This window comes from Argonema galeatum A003/A1 (assembly GCF_023333595.1).
Taxonomy (GTDB): domain Bacteria; phylum Cyanobacteriota; class Cyanobacteriia; order Cyanobacteriales; family Aerosakkonemataceae; genus Argonema; species Argonema galeatum.
Genome location: NZ_JAIQZM010000065.1, coordinates 1 through 17730, shown reverse-complemented (window position 1 = coordinate 17730; position 17730 = coordinate 1). Strand labels below are relative to the sequence as shown.

The window sequence follows — 17730 nt, the reverse complement described above, 5'->3', positions numbered from 1 at the left end:
CGCTTTGAAATCCCAGCCAGCTAAGGTGTAAGGCACCAAAAAACTAATAATTTGGCACACTAAGTACGGAAGAGCCGTATTTCTCCCCCCTCTCCGAGGTCGGAGAGGGGGGTTAGGGGGGTGAGGTTTATCCCGGCAATAGTTGGTAGCCGAAAGATTTTCATGATGACTGCTTAATTATAGTAAATCCATATTTTTCAGATATGGCTTCACCTTTTTCACTCTTAATAAATTGAATAAATTCTTTGGCTTCAGGCACATTCTGGCACCCTTTGATTACGGCTACATTATATACAATCGGAGAATGTGTATTTTCGGGTGCGATCGCCACAACTTTAACTCGATCGGATAACTTAGCCTCTGTTAAATAGGTAATGCCTGCATCTACTTTTTTTGTTTCTACAGCTTTCAGGATTTGCCGAATATCATCCCCGGCAAAGATACCTTTATTTTTCACTCGATCGTAAATTCCTAAAGAAGTTAGAGTTTCTTTTGCATTTATACCAGCTAATAACTTTTCCTGGCCTAAAGCTACTCTCTTGATTTTTTCGTTAATCAGGTCTTTAAAATTAGAAATTTGCAGGGTGGAATCTTGAGGAACAATTAAGACTAGCTGGTTTGTTAGCGGCAGATTTTGACGAGTTTCCGCAATTAGTAAACCCAGTGATTGTAAATCATCCATTGTTGTATTGCTAACAGAGAAAAAAATATCAACTGGTACTCCTTTTTTGATTTGTTCTTTGAGAAAGATACTAGGCCCGAAGTTGTAGTTTATCGTAATATTAGGTTTTTCTTGTTGGTAAAGCTTACCGAGTTCTAACAAAACTTCCTGATAGGTAGTAGCTGAAGAAACTAATAAAATGACTGGCTTTGCCGTTTGTGGTTTACAGCTGAATAACCACAAACAGAAAATTACTGTACAGATCGTCGAAACGATAAAATTTATACTTTTCATAAAATCGCTCTTAAGGCTGACGCCAATTTCTGAATATGCGCTGGTTCGTGAATTGCCATGACGGAGATCCGAATCCGACTTGTAGGCACGGTAGGAGGACGAATAGCGGGGGCAAAAATACCTGCTGTTTTCAACTGAAGCCCAACGGTTAACGCTGCCTTGGCATTGTCTACATGAAAGCAGAGAATAGGCGACTCAGAAGGCAGTAGTTTTAGGTGAGGCAGTTCTTGGGCAATCAGCTGCTTTAAGTACTCTACATTGCGCCACAATTGGGCGCGGCGTTGGGGTTCTTGTTTGACGATATTAATTGCCTCCAATGCGGCTGCTGTATCGGCAGGCGATAAAGCGGTGGTGTAAATCCAACTTTTGGCGCGGTTACGCAAGAAGTCAATTAAGGCAGATGAACCGGCGACATATCCGCCTAAACTGCCTAAAGCTTTGCTGAGGGTGCCAATTTGAATCAGGGGGTATCCAGTACAGTTAAAATGTTCGACACAACCAGCACCGTTTGCGCCCAAAACTCCGGTGGCGTGCGCTTCATCAACTAATACCATGCTGCTGAATTTTTCAGCTAAATTTAATAACGCCGGTAATGGACATAAGTCGCCATCCATGCTAAAAACGCTATCGGTGAGAATTAGGCAACGGCGATATTTTTCCCGATGTTTATTTAACTGATTTTGCAAGTCTTCGATATCGCAGTGAGTGTATTCGATGATCTTTGCACCGCTGAGAATTGCACCGTTTTTGAGGCTAGAGTGATTGTACCGATCGCACAGAATTAAATCCCGTTTTCCTACCAGAGATGCGATCGCTCCCAAGTTCGCCAGATACCCGGAACTGAATACTAAGGCGTCTTCAGTTTGTTTGAGGGATGCGATCGCTTTCTCCAATTGCCGATGCAGTTCCCGATGTCCGCTTAGCAAGCGGGAACCCGTGCTACCAGTGCCGAATTTCTTCACAGCAGCAGTTGCAGCGTCAATCGAACGCTCATCTCCCGCCAAACCCAGATAATCATTACTGGCAAAATTGATAACAGGTTGACCCTCTAGCTGTACGATCGCACCAGGCATACTTTCGATAGTTTGCACAGAGCGATACCAATCTGCCCGATGAATCGTAGCGAGGGATTTAGAGAGCCAAGCGTAAGGATCGGTTGCCATCAAAAATGCGATCGCTCCTATTCTGGGGGAGTTTCGGTATTTTTAATTTCAGCACTTTTGCCCTTAACTGGCGGCAGTTGCTCGACTAAGCCCATTTCAAAAGCGATGTCCGGCAATTCACCAACAATATACTTTCCAGGCTCAAACACCCGCCCTGGAGTAAAACAGTATTGCTTTAGCTGAACCACCTCGCCGGGGGCAAACACCCCTCTGAACATTTTTCGCTCAAGTCCCATGACTGACTCTCCCATGACAATCTCAATACTACTCAATTGTGGCAGTTGTGCTGACATACAGGGTGCGATCGGGCCTTGAGAGCATCCTTCCGTATTAAAGTTGCCAAAACTGTTAAATTAAGCACAGAAATTATATCTGTAGTTAGTTGATTCTAAAAACGCAATCTACTACCATTGCCACCTTGGAACGTTCTTATCCAAACCCGAACATAAAAATCCCCAAGAACTCAAAGCTGATCGCTTCCCTGCAAGATTTTTCCAAAGCGGCCAGTATTGGGGTCTTCTTGATTGGCTGTGTCGTCATTCTGGGGTGGATGTTCGACATCCCCATGCTCAAGAGCGTTTTGCCGAGACTCGTGACAATGAAAGCCAACACAGCCATTGGCTTTATGCTCAGCGGTGGCTCCCTGTGGCTGTTGCACAAGCAGCAAGTAAAAAGCGTTACCAGGCTCTGCCAGGTCACGAGGGCAAAAGGCAAAAGAAAGAATTATCTTTTTACCTTTGCCTTTTACCTTTTGCCTTATCTTGTCATACTCATCGGTCTGCTGACGCTGATTCAGTATGGCTTTGACTTCAACGTAGGCATCGATCAATTCTTTTTCAAAGAAGACACAAACGCAGTTAACACCTACGCTCCAGGGCGAATGGCTCCAAGTACTGCCGCTAGTTTCATCCTGCTTGGCTTTGCCGTGCTGCTGTTGACTAAAAGGTTGTACTATACGGCTCAAATCTTTAGCTTAATTGCATTTTTGGTGGCATTTTTTGGTTTGTTGGGTTACCTCTACAATATCACCTCTTTTTACGGCATTGGCTCCTACACCGGAATGGCCTTGCATACGAGCGTAGCTTTTATCCTGCTGTCTTTTAGTATTTTGTTGGCCTGTCCAGATAGGGGGTTGATCGCGATCGCCACAAGCGAGCTAGCAGGCGGGATTATGATCCGGCGTCTGTCTGCGGCTGTAATTGGAATCCCGCCGATTTTGTGCTGGTTAATTTTGCTAGGCAAACGATCGCACTTATACGAAAGCGATGTTGGGATGGCGCTTTTTTGCGTGTTGAATATTGTTTTTTTAGCCACTGTAATTTGGTGGAATGCCAGAACTTTGGGAGCGGTAGATTATCAAGCTTTACATGATTTACTGACAGGTTTGCCTAACCGGATACTATTTAATGAGCGCCTGTTAATTTCATTAGCAAATGCTCGTGGCAGCAGAGAAAAATTGGCTGTCATGTTTCTGGATTTAGACCGCTTCAAGAAAATCAACGATACCCTGGGGCACGAAGTTGGCGATCGCTTATTAAAAGCTGTTGCTCTGCGACTCACTGACTGTATCCGAGATACGGACATACTCGCTCGTTGGGGAGGAGATGAATTTACCCTGTTACTGCCCAATATTAGCGGTGCTGAATGTAGTGCTGAGATTGCACAAATAATTTTAGATGCTTTGAAGCCACCTTTTTTTCTAAGCAATAACTACTTTCATATCACCAGCAGCATTGGCATTGCACTTTATCCAGACGACGGTGAAGATGCAGAAACGCTAATTAAAAATGCGGATGCGGCTTTATACAGCGCTAAAGCCAAGGGGCGGAATAATTATCAGTTTTATACTCGTAATATCAACGAAGAAGCCTCTGAATTGCTATTTTTGGAAAATAGACTGCACCATGCCTGGGAGCGGGGAGAATTTCTCGTTTATTACCAACCTAAAGTAAATATCAATATGGGCCAAATTACTGGAATGGAGGCTTTGGTGCGTTGGAAGTCTCCTGAATTGGGTTTTGTTTCTCCAGTAAAATTTATTCCGATAGCTGAAGAAAACGGACTCATCTTACCAATTGGTGAGTGGGTGCTGCGGACTGCTTGTACACAAAGTAAAGCTTGGCTTGATGCTGGATTACCACAAATCCGAATGGCAGTTAATCTTTCGGCTCGACAGCTTCAGCAACCAGATTTAGTTGAAATGGTGGCGCAGGTTTTAGCCGAAACAAGTCTGGAACCTTGGTTTTTGGAGTTGGAAATTACTGAAACTACTGCTATGCAGAATGTGGACTTTACCAGTGAAATTTTGAGACAGTTAAATAGAATGGGAGTCCGCATAGCTATAGATGATTTTGGTACGGGATATTCTTCGCTAAATTATTTGAAAAAATTCCCTATACAGACTATCAAAATTGACCGCTCTTTTGTCCGCGATATGGCAGTTGACCCCTATGATGTGGCGATCGCGACAGCGGTGGTGGCGCTAGGACAAAGCCTCAATATGAGCGTGGTGGCAGAAGGGGTGGAAACTGTAGAGCAACTAGAATGTTTGCACCAACTCGGATGCGAAGAGATGCAGGGTTACCTTTTCAGCGAGCCTTTACCAGATAAAGATGCGATCGCACTCCTCAGAAAATTTCAATTTAGTGCAGTCAAAATTAATTGATTTCTCGATTCACTACAGCGCTTTTCAGGTGAGTTAGGTAGATAGAAACCGGGTTTCTGCGGTGTACTTCATAAGGGCTGCAAAGCCGCTCTATGTTTCTTTCTGACTTGTTGAAGCCGTATCTTACAGATAACCTAACAGCCAATTGGCTGCCGTTGCCCGCCGAGTTTGTCTTGGGCCAAATTCACCCACTTTATAACCTTTAAAACCCAATTTTTCCTTCAACAATTGTTTATTTTCAGCAGGAATAGAACGAGTCAGCTTCACCGTTGGCGGACGACTTTCGATAAAATTAGGCGGTTCTGGATACTCATCCCGCCATTCATCTGCAACGCCAGCTGTATCCCACTTGCCCGTTGCTTCCTCGTAGCGATAACCCAAGCAGCGCCAAACCAGTTGGTTCACCGTGTCATCATCAATTTCTTCATTGAGAATAGCCCACATCGTTTCGGTATTCAGCGGCGGTAGGTTAGACATGGCAAAAATAAGCTAAGAGTGAAAAAAACTAAAGCAATACGCTTGTGTAAAATCTAAAAAATGTATAGCAACCGCTCTCGTCGATTAGGGCAGTAGGGGCGAAGCATTCGGGCATATAATTTATTGGTTAAAACCTTATATTTACTACCCGAATGCTTCGCCCCTAGCCCCTGCCCCAGATTTATGGCTTAACCGACTTTCATCGGTTGCTATATATCATATTATAGATATCAAAGCACATTTTTTCTCGTAAACCCCTGCTATGCACAAAACAGCTTTAAACATATTGGTTGCTTTAGGAATATTAACAGTAAAAAACCTTTTTTTAGGCGAGGCAATTCATGAATTGCCCCTACATGATGTTGAAATATTTCTCATACCCACATTCCGCAGTAGGGCGTTGTGAGTTTCCGCCTCTACCTTAAGAGTGATTATTCAAAGGCAAGCTATAGAAGTGTTTACTCTATCCAATATGTACTTAAGTTAAAAAAAGTATCTTCAGATATTGTTATTAAAAAGATGTGTTCAAGATCGCCACATTACCGTTAAGTCACTTCAAACTGGGAAGTACGGTTTTCCTCACTATGTTTGGAATGGCTAGAGGGGGTTGTAGATGAGTAATGCGGCGCAATACTATAAAATACTTGAGCTAGAGCCTGGAGCAACACTTGAGGAAATTCGTCAGGGATATAGAGATTTAGCGACCGTGTGGCATCCCGATCGTTTTCAGAATCATCCCAGATTGCAACAAAAGGCACATAAAAAGCTTCAGCAACTTAACGAAGCGCACGAGAAGTTGCGATCGTTTATACCAATTGCTGAGGCTCTAGCATCTCCACCGCAATCTGAGTCTAGCCAAACTCAACCATCCCCCTCAAACGGTAAAGATGACTACAAACAAGCACCAAGGTCAGAAAACTACAGTAAAGATAGTTATGATTATATGCCGTGGAAGAATTGCAGGCGCAAAGATGTGGATGCGTGGTTAGATTAAGTGAAAAAGATTATCGTCTTCGGCAGTATTAATATGGATTTGGTGGCCCGATCGCCTCGTTTGCCCGTGACTGGCGAAACTATCCTGGGTCATGATTTTTTTACCGCACCAGGCGGGAAAGGCGCAAATCAGGCGGTAGCGTCTGCGCGTTTGGGTATTCCTACCCAGCTAGTAGGGCGCGTTGGAGATGATAACTTTGGGCGATCGGCCCTCACCAATCTTCAAACATTTGGGGTGCAGATAGACCGTATATTAATAGATGAAACGGCTCATACTGGCGTCGCAATTATTGCCGTAGACGACACCGGGCAAAATCACATCATCGTTGTTCCCGGCGCTAACGGATGCGTGAATGAGACAGATGTAGAAAATTTGATTAATCTTTTGGATAACGCTGCTGTACTGCTGCTTCAGTTCGAGATTCCTTTAACGGCGGTACTCTCAGCTGCCAAAGCCGCTCAAAGTGCCGGTGTCAGGGTAATTCTCGACCCAGCACCGGCTCAAGTAGATGTCCCGGATGAGCTTTATCGACTCGTTGATATTATCACGCCGAATCAAATTGAGGCTGGGCAATTGGTTGGTTTTCCGGTAAATAATTTTGAAACGGCTGCGAAAGCGGCGTCTGTGTTGCGCCAAAAGGGTGTGGGAACTGCGATCGTCAAATTGGGCGCACAAGGTGTCTGCTGTGCGACGGCAGAGTCAACATTTTTTGTGCCAGCTTTTCAAGTGCAGACGGTTGATACGGTAGCAGCTGGGGATGCCTTCAACGGTGGTTTGGCAGCTGCCATTGCTGAGGGGCGATCGTTGCGTGAGGCAGTGGTTTGGGGCGCTGCTGCTGGCGCTATTTCTACAACCAAACCTGGTGCTATGGCTTCGATGTGCGATCGCGAAACGTTCGACACATTTCTTATTAAAGAATGGGGGACTGGGGAATTTTGAATTTTAGATTTTCATTAGACCTCTCCAAAAAAGAATGTAGAGACGTTGCATGCAACGTCTCTACGAGGGTTACAGGTAACGCACCTTTAATTTCTGGAGAGGTCTATTAGTCATTAATAAAAAACTTTACACTAATAACCAATGACTAATGACTAATGACAAATAGCAATTCTTCAATCTAAAATCTAAAATCTAAAATCTAAAAGGGGGGATTGTGGAGTCAAAGCGTCGTGCCTCTGGATGCTTATTTGGCCTTGCTTTGGGTGATGCCCTTGGTGCTAAGACCGAGTTTTTGAATGTTGATGAAATTCTACACCGCTTCCCACCCGACGGGCCACAAGAACCATTTGGCGATCCCGCACCTGTCACCGATGATACGCAGATGGCTTTATCTGTCGGAGAGGCGCTGGTTGAAGCGGGTAGAAAATACAGCGCAGCCAGTCTGGAAGCAACACTGCGGCGTGCTTTCGTCGCTTGGTGGCTTAGCCCTGACAACAACCGCGCCCCCGGTAGAACCTGCTTGAGTGCGTGCGCTAACTTGGCAGCCGGTCGCCCCTGGTATCAGGCGACTGTAGCTGACTCGAAGGGTTGCGGTGCGAATATGCGTGTCGCGCCTGTGGGTCTGCTGCCACTGGAGAGAAATATTCGGGGACCGATCGCACAATTCCAAGCCGCATTGACCCACGGTCATCCTACGGCCCTTGCAGCTTCGGATTTGACTGCTTATGCGATCGCCGATCTAGCTGCCGATGGCACTCCAGAAGAACTCCCGCTGCGACTCCGCGCCTACGCTTTATCTCAGCGCACAGTCTACCACAGCGACTGGCTAGGCCCACTCTGGAAACGTCCTGACACCGACACACCAGAGGAATTCATCAGCCGTGGTTGGGATGAATGTATGTCGGTACTCGATCGTCTTGATGCTGCATTGGCGGAACCAAATCGCGATCGCAACCCCTGCGAAGCTACGGGTGAAGGGTGGGTCGCAGAGGAAGCTTTTGCGACTGGTTTGCTGTGTTTTCTGTTATTTCCAGAAGAACCCGTTGCGGCGTTGCGTCGTGCCGCAGTTACTTCAGGGGATTCAGATTCGATCGCTTGTCTGACGGGCGCTTTTGCAGGTGCTTATCTGGGGATGGCGGCATGGCCGGAAGATTGGACGAGTCGGATCGAGTATCGCGACAGGTTGGCCGCGCTGGGCGAACTGTGGGATGAGTAGATCGGGCAGATCTAACCACCCAACGCCTCTTCCCTACGAGGGAAGGGCGGAGTATTACCCCCCTCACCGTTGCGGGGAGGGGCAGGGGGTGGGGTTTGCCGATCGAAACCCCAGCAGCTATGCTGGGTTTAATAATAAAAAACCAGGCGAAACAGATGAAATTTGAAATTTGGGGATTGGAAAATATACCTCAAGATAGAGGATCTTACTATCGCGTTTGGGTACAGCAAAAAGGCACCATTAATATAGAAGATTCCTTAAAATTAAACGAACGCTGGGTAGTCAACGATACCCGCGAATTACTTTATATTCCCAACGAATTACCCACCTTTCTCAGATTTTGGACAGAAGAAAACGGCATTTTAGAACAATGTTTGATTCACTTACATAAACCAGAGTTAGAGACAAAAGCATTAATTTGGTTGCCAACTGCCAAAGTGCGACCCGGTGCTGATATTCAGGGATTTGTCCTACATCGCGATTTATCCGAAAATGGCACAATTCAATTATCGCAAAAACCGATAAGTTTAACGCTTGTTGACCCCAGCGGTTTGGAAAGAAGAGCAATTGAAGTAAAAGCGGGATGTTTGCTATCGCTATTTCGCCTAGAAATATCAGAACACGACCCTACCGGAGAATGGAAACTTGTCCTGAAACAGGAAGAAAAACAAATTGAGAAAGCGACTGTAGAAGTAATTCGCTTCGAGAAACCGGAAATCGAAATTCAACATGACTTACCAACCTGGTTTTTCTTTGGTTCCAAGAGTAATCAATCTGTGAATGTACGGTACTTTTTCGGTGAACCCGTCGAACAAGTCAAACAGGGAAAGTTCCTATTGCACAGACGGTCAAACGGACAAAAAGTTATTGCCAAGGAAATTGTCCTAGATAACCTAGAACTGCCTGCCGGTGCTTATCAGTTTAACCTGGAATGCGCCGAACCAGGTAATTATGAATGGGAATTAGAAATTGAAGACCCCCAATCTAGAACCGGCAATTGTCAGGGAAGTTATAAAGTTGTTACGCAACATTTTGATATTTCCATCAACACTAAATCACCCTTTAATCCTCGCAAAGCAGGCATTCCTGTTAGTCTTGAAATTAAGATCGTCGATCCAGTGGGTAATCCAATCCAGGGAATACCAATTCACTTTAATCTAGCCGGAGAATCCGAGTGTTGGGAATATTTAGAAATTCCTAATTTAGTCACAAATGCTAGCGGCCAAGTTGTCATCAAGGTGCAGTTCAAAGACATTGATGAGCGGATGATATTCAAAGCCAATACATCAGCGGTAATTGAAGGAATCAGTCAAGAAGTAGAAGAAATTATCCACGTAATTCCTTGGATGCCGCAGGATATCTGGTTAGACGCATCTTTCGATAAATTAGAATACCAAGGGGGTGAAACTGTCACCGCAGATATCCGAGTTAAAGGACGACCTGATATTATTCAAAAAATCACATTAGGTTCTGCTGAAATCATTAGCGATGTGGTGGTGCGTTCCCTAGATTTTAGGTTAGCAGATGGAACCGGAAAAGTCACGTTTAAACTGCCAAAACAAGTAACTTCACCACTGAATCTCAAAGTCAGTATATTAAAAGATTTCCCAGAATTTCAAGAACGGGATATTCCCTTGCCAGTGAAAATATCCCAAAATAGCGATAATTCACCACTTTGGAAAGCTACTGCGGAAGGACTTAAGGAAGTTGCTACAGGGGAAGCGATACAAGTAACAGTTAATTTACCCCAAGCGCTGACTGAGGATGCCAAACTTGTCGCCTGGTTAATTGACAGAAGAATTGCGCGATCGACAAAAGATGATGTTTTAGCTACTCGCTTTACCAGGGAAGCAGCTACCAGAGATTTAAAACGTTTTTCCTCTATCAATATTCAGGAATGGTCGAGAATCCAGCAAGAAGCAAGGGTATGTGAAGTAAATTTAGCCGGAGTTTCATGGCATAGTTTTGCGTATGTTGACCAGAATTATCAAGGTAGACTGATTTTAGTTCGTTTAACCGAAGAAAGTTGGTTCAAAAAGTTATTTGGTTCATCAAGTGAAAATTGGATCGAAGAAAAAAAACAATTCATCCGCACATTGCTGTGTAGCGCCTACCAGGTTAAAGATGTATCCCAGGTGCTGCAAAGTTTCGGATTGATCGAAGAATTTCAAATCTACCGCGTAGAGTTATATGCAAGAGGTTTTAATCTTGAATTCCAATGGGCAAAACCTCCAAAATCACCCACAAACATTAGCGATAATGAATTAAGGTCGAAAGCGTTCTATCAGTTAATTAAGATAGCGCAAACCAGAGGTTCTGTAAGGAGAATAGCCAATAATTTTAACCAAGATGACACACCTGAATTTATGCAGGTTCGTAGGCGGGGGCCAATCCCGCCAATGATGGCAATGTCAGCACCTGCGCGAGGACATATGCCGCCAGAAGTAACGCGGGGAATGCCAGCAGACTTATCTGATATAGAAGTTGAGTTTTCGTTTGGTTCGTTTGGTGTGGAGAACTATAATGACGGTGAAATTGAATCTGTTCAGATGCCTTCCCTGGTGGTGAGAGAAGACTTTATTGAAGTGGAATCTTTCGGCCCGATCGATATCAAAAGCGGTGCAAGTTCGGCAACAATTAACTTTAAAGGTAGCGATGCTATCACCGAATACGATATCGTCATTTTTATTATTGGCGAGTCGAACTTCGGCACAGCAACTCATCGCGTAACTGTCCGAAATCCCCTATTTACTACGATCAAAAATCCAGCAGAAATGATTTGGGGAGATAAAAGTACGATTAGAACAATTGTACAAAATTTATCCGATCGAGAATTTACCGACGTTACCCTCAAACTGGAAACGGAAAAAATTCGCGCTTCCTTAACAGAACAGGCAATTACATCCTTGCCACCCAAACAAAGCGTATTGGTAAATTGGGGAATTGAAGCAATAGAAGTAGGCAATGCCAACGTTTTGTTATCTTTAGAAACGAAGAATTTTCGCGAAATATCCCAACTAGATACACCCCTGCGAGTGCAACCACCTGGAGAACCGAAAATTGACCGATTTACTGCACCTTTATCACCCGCCAAACCTGTAGAATGGGAATTTGAATTAGCGGGAGATGAAATATTTACTTTAGGGATTCTCTCGCTGATGCCAAACGTACAAGCTGCTGTAATTGAAGGCGTGGAATCTCTAGCGGGATATCCTTATGGATGTTGCGAACAAACTTATGCTTCCACTTTGCCGAATTACATCCTTTACAGATATTTGGAACGACATAATAAACTAACACCTGCATTTGCGAAAAAGCTAACCGAAAATTTGCAAGCAGGACGCGATCGCTACCTGACTATCTTCCGCAATCCTAACACAGGTGGCTTCGGATTGTGGAGTGGCGAAAACACTTCCATCTTTCATACAGCATTAGCTTTCAGCTTGTTAGCATTAATCGGGCAAATTGTGGATGTCAACCAAGAAGTCCTCGATAAAGCTGTCTCTTACCTGCAAAATTATCGCGAACCATCCGGCAGTTGGAAAGCGCAACGCAGCGTAGAAACTCCTTTTCCTTCTACACTTTCGGAAGCGGGTAACACATCCTTTATCTTTCACGGTGCTAGCTTAGCAAAAATATCTTTATCGGAAACTTTGCAATGGTTAAAACAAAATTTGTCGAGTTATCAAGATGATGAAACTTGCCTATCTTTAGTATTAGATGGTTTAACGCGAGTTGAGGCATACCAAGAAACAGAAAAGGAATTTATGACTCAACTCAAGAATATTTTGTTGAACGCACAACAGCAAAATGGTACTTGGATTGGTAAAAGCAGTCTGACTGGCCCGATCGAAACTACAGCATACTGCATGATGGCATTAGGTCACGCTTTCCCCGAAAATATGAACGTGCGAAAATCACTCAAACTGGCATTGGATTATCTGTTAGCAAATCGGCGTTCTACTGGTTGGTATTCCACTCGCGATACGCTGTATGCTTCTTGGGCGATCGCAGAAGTCGGTCACTTAGCTTGGACAGAATCTGATGTTGAGGGAAAAGTCAGCATTTCCCTCAACAATCAACCTATTAAGGCTTTTGATTTTTCCAAAGCTAAAGGTATAGAACAAATCGATTTACTTTATCAAGCACGGCGAATCTATTTGGATAAATTCCAGAATGGTAATAATAAAATATCTTTCAATTCTTCAGGAGGTTTTAACGCTCACGTTTTGATTGAATTGCATACTTATCGACAACAATCTCTAAGTACAAACCAGGTACAGAGTATCGGCAATCTGGATATGCAATGGAGTCAGCAACAATTTGCGATCGGCGAATATACAGATTTGAGTTTGCAATTCACACCCAATCAAAGTCTGGAAGCGCTGATGATTGAAATTCCGATTCCTGCTGGAGTAACCTTCAATCAACAGTCAGATTTGATGGAAGTACCGCACCAATTTGACCATGTGGAGGTTAACCACAATAAAGTTGCTTTATTTGCCTCTAATCTCAACGAAACAATTCGGGTAAAAGCACGTTTCCACGCCGAATTACCGGGACAAGTGCAGGTGAATCCGATCCGCGTTTACCAAATGTACAAACCGGATTTGATGACGCTAAGTAGTAGCAGTCAGTTGGTTGTTAATTAGTTGAAGTTGTTGCGTAATATTATGTTCGATCGATCGCCCATCAGGTATGTTGTTGCGCTTTAGCGCTATCTTAAAGAGCGCTAAAACGCAACAACATACCAAATATTTAACTATGGCTAATCGACCTAACATGATCTAACGCTAACGCACCCTAAGCATTTATTAAGTGATGAATCTCGAATCTCTACTCAGACTCGATCGGGCCATTCGCGTTATCGGTTTCGACGATGCACCTTTTGTACGTAGAAAAGGTGGTGTTGCATCCATTAGCGGTATCATTTCTGCGAATACCCGCTTTGAGGGTATGGTGTGGGGAAAAGTCCGACAAGATGGTTGGAACGCCACAGATACAATTTGTAAGTTACTTATCGGTGGCAAATTTCTGCCGCAATTGCATATTGTCCTGCTAGACGGTATTGCCTTCGGTGGCTTGAATATGATAGATTTACCATTACTTTCCCAGCGCCTCGCACTCCCCTGCGTTGCGGTAATGCGCCGTCAGCCAGATCTTGCTGGTGTAGAAACCGCCATTCGTCATCTACCGCAACCAGAACGACGTCTGGAAATACTGGGCCGTGCGGGTAATATTCATGCGTTTCCACCGTTTTTCTTTCAGGTGTGTGGTGAGAGTCCAGAAGTTACCGCTGCGGTGCTGCAACGACTGACTGACTGCGGCAAAGTTCCGGAAGCTCTACGTCTGGCACATTTGATTGGTGCGGCTGTAATTAAAGGGGAAAGTAGCAGTTCTGCGTAATTTTCACATAAATTCTCCTATCTAAACAACTATAGTCCATATTTGCTAAAATTACATTTTTTGATATGTTATATCGTGTCCGGTTGCATCCGTATTGTATGGTAGGGGCTCTTTTGGCAGAGCGCCTTTCTGTCGAACAGACAATCTCTAGGGCATTACCCGCCCCTACAATCAGACAACATATACAAGTATGTTGCTACCGGATTTGGTATCAAGGGATATTTCAAATTTATTAAAAAATATTACATAAACTTAAAAACCTTGTAAATAAATTAGTTTTTATGGGCATCTTATAATCAGTTACTCCTATTGATAAGATCTGTAAGGTTTATCCTTGGGAGTAAAAGCAGGGTCATTACTATCGACACATCTCACTATAAAGCCGAATGGCGCTTTTTTGTAGCGTGCCGCAGGGATTAGCTGCTATGATATATGACTCTCAGGGAGAGACTGGTATCGGGGCTAAGTCTTAGGAAAGGAGTTAACCAGTTCTACAAAGGAAAGTCAAGAAGATGAATAAAAGCGAAATTATAACAGGTGAAGAAGCTGATTTAACTAACTGTGAAAGGGAACCGATTCACCTGCCTGGTTCCATTCAGCCTCATGGTGTACTTTTGGTGTTAAGGGAGCCTCATTTGACAATTTTACAAGTGAGCAACAATACCTTAGAATTTTTCGGTATTCCTGTGGAAAAATTAATTAGAAAGAATTTGGGGGAATTGATCGAGCATTCTCAATTGGAGCATCTGAAGCAATGTTTATTGACTAATGAAGATCTGGAAACCATAAATCCGGTTAAATTATCGATCAAAACGGCTGGGGCCGATCGCTTCTTTGATGGGATCGTCCATAGAATTGATGGCGTATTAATCTTGGAGTTAGAACCAGCTATTTATCAAGAAAATAAGCTATTTTTAAGTTTTTATCATTACATAAGAGGGGCTGTATCTAAGCTTCAAGAAACATCCAATTTAGAGGAGTTATGTCAAGCGATCGCGCAGGAAATCCGAAAAATTACTGATTTTGACAGAGTTATGGTGTATAAATTTAACTCGCAAGGACATGGCTCTGTAATTGCCGAAGATAAACGAGAATATTTAGCTGCTTTTTTAGGGCTAAATTACCCGGCGACAGATATCCCTCAATCGGCTAGAAAATTATATTGTTTAAATTTGCTGAGGTTAATTGCCGATGTAAACTACCAACCAGTTGAAATTATACCAGCTAATAATGCTGTTATCAATAACTCGCTCAATCTAAGTTTTTCTGTCTTAAGAAGCGTATCTCCTCTTCATATAGAATACCTGCAAAATATGGGTGTTACCGCTTCTATGTCTATATCTTTAATTAAAGACCGGAAACTTTGGGGACTTGTTGCTTGTCACCACTATTCACCCAAGTATGTTTCTTATGAAGTGCGGACAGCTTGCAAATTCCTGGGACAAGTAATGTCTGTAGAATTGACAGCAAAAGAAAATAATCAAGACTATGATTATAAGCTGCAATTAAAATCGATAATTGCTAAGTTTATTGAATATATGTCTAAAGAAAAAAACTTTGTTTATGGCTTGGTTAAGTATTACCCAAACTTACTAGATTTGGTCAGCGCTGAAGGAGCCGCCGTCTGTATTGACGGAGATTACAAAATTATCGGCAAAACTCCTTCGGAGGCAGAGATTAAAGAGTTAATAAAATGGATAGATAATAGATTTAAACAGGATATATTTTATACGGATTATTTGGCCAAAATTTATCCAGAAGCAGAGGAATTTAAAGATGTAGCAAGTGGGTTAATAGGAATTGCAATTTCTCAAACGAGGAGTAATTATGTTTTGTGGTTTCGGCCTGAAGTCATTCAAACAGTGAATTGGGCGGGCAATCCCAATGAACCGGCTCAAATAAAGGAAAGAATGCTGGATGGTATTTTACATTTGTCTCCTCGCAAATCGTTTGAATTGTGGAAAGAAATTGTTAGTTTAAAGTCTTTGCCTTGGAAACAGTGCGAAATTGATGCTGCATACGAACTAAGAAACGCTATTATCAGTATTGTGTTGCGTCAAGCCGATGAGATTGCTAAATTAAATGGAGCTTTGCAAGAATCGGAAGCGCGAGAAAGAGAAAAAGCGTCTCAGTTAGAAGTAGCTCTTTTAGAACTGCAACACACCCAAACTCAACTGGTGCAGAACGAAAAAATGTCTAGTTTGGGACAAATGGTAGCTGGTGTTGCTCATGAGATTAATAATCCCATCAACTTTATCTCTGGAAATCTGGTTTATGCAGATGACTATACCAAAGACTTGCTTAACTTACTAAACTTATATCGCCAGAATTTTCCATCACCGGGAGATGAGATTACCGAAATAACAGAGGAAATTGACTTAGAATTTATGATTGAAGACTTGCCCAAGCTGTTGCGTTCGATGAAAGTGGGGGCCGATCGCATTCGGGAGATTGTTCATGCTTTGCGAACCTTCTCCCGCATTGATGAAAGCGAAATGAAGCCGGTAGACATTCACGAAGGGATAGATAGCACTCTGTTAATTTTAGGCAATCGATTCAAACCAAGCTCCAATCGTCGCGCTATTCAGGTGATCAAAGAGTATGGCAAACTTCCTAAAATAGAGTGTTACGCGGGTCAGCTGAATCAGGTATTTATGAATCTACTGGCAAATGCGATCGATGCTTTTGATGAGTCGGGAATTCGGAATTCCGAGCGCCAAGTCTTAACGCGCCTGCATCCTACTATCCGGATTCGCACTTACCTGGCAGACAAACACCGCGTGGTTATTAGCATTGCAGATAACGGCCTCGGTATCTCAGAGAAAGTGCAGCGTCGGTTGTTTGACCCATTTTTTACCACCAAATCTGCCAGCAAAGGTACTGGGATTGGGTTGGCGATTAGCCATTCCGTTGTGGTGGAGAAACACGGCGGTAACTTGACTTGTGTCTCAGCGCCGGGACAGGGTGCAGAATTTATTGTTGAGCTTCCCATCAAGCCAAGGCTAAGCTAGAGACAGTACAGGTCTTTTTCGCTTGAGTAACAGAGATAATTATGAAAAAGCTCACCGAAGCTCAGATATACTCGGCGTTAGCGATCGCACTCTTGAGTGCATCTACCATAACTCCCCCCAGCCATGCCGAAACCAGCAGCACCAACTTCTTCTGCGGCACCAGCAACGGCGTCCCAGCAACCATTGCCCGCACGCCACAGGGAGAAGTGCCGATGATTCTCTGGAATTCGCCAAATCTCGTCAGTTCAGGCGATACCCCTCAAAAAAGCTGTGAGGAAGTATCTAGCAGACTCCAGACTTACTACAACAACGGCACGCTAAAATATTTCACCACTGGATTTAAGAACGGTCAAACTGTAGTCTGCGTTGCCCAGGAAGAGAATGGGCCTTGTAGCGGCGAACCGTTATTCGCTCTCAATTCTAATGGCAGCACTCCCAGAGACAGTCTGCAAAGGATATTTCGTATCCGTGTTGCTTCTGCGGCCCCTATCAGCGAATCCACCCAGCCTGTCTACATCAGTCTAGATAAATTTTTAAACGGTCAGTATACGCCTATGGGAAGCGCTTCCAACCGCTCTAAACCTCAAAATTCCGATCGGCGGCAGTGATGGCTATGACTCGGCTCAGCTGCGGTGCAATTATTTTATCTGCTGTGTTGCAGTTGAGCTGTAACCAGAATTACCGCTTTGCCCGTGGTAATTCTGAGATCTCTCGCCAACCACTCACCCGCCTGGGAATCAATTCCCAGGCTAATAGCGAAAGTCCACTAAAGTGGACTGAATATCTTTCTACAGTCCACGGACGCCTGGGGTTAAAACTCCAGGCTGATAGCGAAAGTCCACTAAAGTGGACTGAATATCTTTCTACAGTCCACGGACGCCTGGGGTTAAAACTCCAGGCTGAT

At 43.8% G+C, this 17730-nt stretch carries 14 protein-coding genes; 9 read left to right on the top strand and 5 right to left on the bottom strand.

Going from position 1 to position 17730, the window contains the following annotated elements:
* Positions 1-160: 160 nt before the first annotated feature.
* The 4 genes from modA to LAY41_RS31110 all read right to left on the bottom strand — a co-directional run bounded on the left by modA (position 161) and on the right by LAY41_RS31110 (position 2947).
* Positions 161-955, bottom strand: a complete 795-nt coding sequence (gene modA, locus LAY41_RS31125) for a molybdate ABC transporter substrate-binding protein (protein ID WP_249106447.1) — start codon at positions 953-955, stop codon at positions 161-163.
* Complete coding sequence (gene bioF / locus LAY41_RS31120; RefSeq protein WP_249106446.1) at positions 952-2118, bottom strand: 8-amino-7-oxononanoate synthase; 1167 nt, start codon at positions 2116-2118, stop codon at positions 952-954. Before bioF ends, modA begins: the two co-directional genes overlap by 4 nt.
* 17 nt (positions 2119-2135) lie before the next feature.
* Complete coding sequence (locus LAY41_RS31115) at positions 2136-2411, bottom strand: hypothetical protein (protein WP_420840364.1); 276 nt, start codon at positions 2409-2411, stop codon at positions 2136-2138.
* A gap of 170 nt (positions 2412-2581) precedes the next feature.
* Positions 2582-2947 carry a hypothetical protein gene (locus tag LAY41_RS31110; RefSeq protein ID WP_249106445.1) on the bottom strand — a complete coding sequence of 122 codons (366 nt, stop codon included), beginning with the start codon at positions 2945-2947 and terminating at the stop codon, positions 2582-2584.
* 51 nt (positions 2948-2998) lie between these two features.
* Between LAY41_RS31110 and LAY41_RS31105 the strand changes: the two genes are divergently transcribed.
* The gene (locus LAY41_RS31105; RefSeq protein ID WP_249106443.1) at positions 2999-4783 is read left to right on the top strand and encodes a putative bifunctional diguanylate cyclase/phosphodiesterase; all 1785 of its coding nucleotides are present in this window, start codon (positions 2999-3001) and stop codon (positions 4781-4783) included.
* 123 nt (positions 4784-4906) lie between these two features.
* Here LAY41_RS31105 and LAY41_RS31100 read toward each other — a convergent pair whose 3' ends face one another.
* Positions 4907-5260, bottom strand: coding sequence for a DUF1823 family protein (locus tag LAY41_RS31100; RefSeq protein WP_249106441.1), 354 nt, complete (start codon positions 5258-5260; stop codon positions 4907-4909).
* A 613-nt stretch (positions 5261-5873) separates the two neighbouring features.
* On the opposite strand from LAY41_RS31100, the gene LAY41_RS31095 reads away from it, so the two are divergent.
* The 8 genes from LAY41_RS31095 to LAY41_RS31060 form a co-directional block, all read left to right on the top strand.
* Positions 5874-6254: a J domain-containing protein gene (locus tag LAY41_RS31095; RefSeq protein ID WP_249106440.1), complete on the top strand. Its 381-nt coding sequence runs from the start codon at positions 5874-5876 to the stop codon at positions 6252-6254.
* On the top strand, positions 6255-7193 hold the full coding sequence (gene rbsK, locus LAY41_RS31090) for a ribokinase (protein WP_338023082.1): 939 nt from the start codon (positions 6255-6257) through the stop codon (positions 7191-7193).
* A 214-nt stretch (positions 7194-7407) separates the two neighbouring features.
* Positions 7408-8409: an ADP-ribosylglycohydrolase family protein gene (locus tag LAY41_RS31085; protein ID WP_249106439.1), complete on the top strand. Its 1002-nt coding sequence runs from the start codon at positions 7408-7410 to the stop codon at positions 8407-8409.
* A gap of 95 nt (positions 8410-8504) precedes the next feature.
* The gene (locus LAY41_RS31080; protein ID WP_249106438.1) at positions 8505-13061 is read left to right on the top strand and encodes an alpha-2-macroglobulin family protein; all 4557 of its coding nucleotides are present in this window, start codon (positions 8505-8507) and stop codon (positions 13059-13061) included.
* Positions 13062-13230: 169 nt separating this feature from the next.
* Positions 13231-13815 (top strand): endonuclease dU, encoded by a 585-nt coding sequence (locus tag LAY41_RS31075; protein ID WP_249106437.1) that lies wholly within the window; start codon positions 13231-13233, stop codon positions 13813-13815.
* 512 nt (positions 13816-14327) lie between these two features.
* Complete coding sequence (locus tag LAY41_RS31070) at positions 14328-16826, top strand: ATP-binding protein (RefSeq protein WP_249106436.1); 2499 nt, start codon at positions 14328-14330, stop codon at positions 16824-16826.
* 41 nt (positions 16827-16867) lie between these two features.
* Positions 16868-17434 carry a COP23 domain-containing protein gene (locus LAY41_RS31065; protein ID WP_249106435.1) on the top strand — a complete coding sequence of 189 codons (567 nt, stop codon included), beginning with the start codon at positions 16868-16870 and terminating at the stop codon, positions 17432-17434.
* 5 nt (positions 17435-17439) lie between these two features.
* Positions 17440-17730: hypothetical protein (locus LAY41_RS31060; RefSeq protein ID WP_249106434.1), on the top strand; the 291-nt coding region annotated here is incomplete at its 3' end.